This is a genomic window from Arsukibacterium sp. MJ3 (assembly GCF_000987765.1).
In the GTDB taxonomy this organism is placed as follows: domain Bacteria; phylum Pseudomonadota; class Gammaproteobacteria; order Enterobacterales; family Alteromonadaceae; genus Alishewanella.
On the sequence record NZ_LAHP01000195.1, the window covers coordinates 1 to 408 of the forward strand.

At 49.8% G+C, this 408-nt stretch carries 1 pseudogene; it reads left to right on the forward strand.

The features are described 5' to 3' along the window. Positions 1 to 408 (forward strand): annotated as a pseudogene (locus VT06_RS17470) (exodeoxyribonuclease V subunit gamma); the annotation flags it as partial.

Here is a 408-nt window from a genome sequence, read left to right on the forward strand (position 1 = left end):
CGCCGATTAATGTATTTATGCACCCGGCTACAGGCGAATATGCCGAGCAAGGCGAAGGGCCAACAGAGTTAGCCAAATTTCCTTTATTACACCAGTTACAACAAGACATTTTCGATTTAAACCCACCGGCAACAGCGCAGAATAAACGTGCTTTGCAGGCGGAAGATCAAAGCTTAACCTTCCATCGTTGCCATAGCCGTCAGCGGGAAGTTGAAGTGTTGCAAGATAACTTATTGGCGGCGTTTGCTGCCGATGCAACCTTGCGCCCACGTGATGTAATTGTGATGACCCCCGATATTGCCGATTATGCTCCCCATATTAACGCCGTTTTTGGCCGTATTGAGCGCGATGATTGGCGCTACTTGCCGTTTTCGCTTGCTGATCAGGCCAATCGTGGTCGGGTGCCAA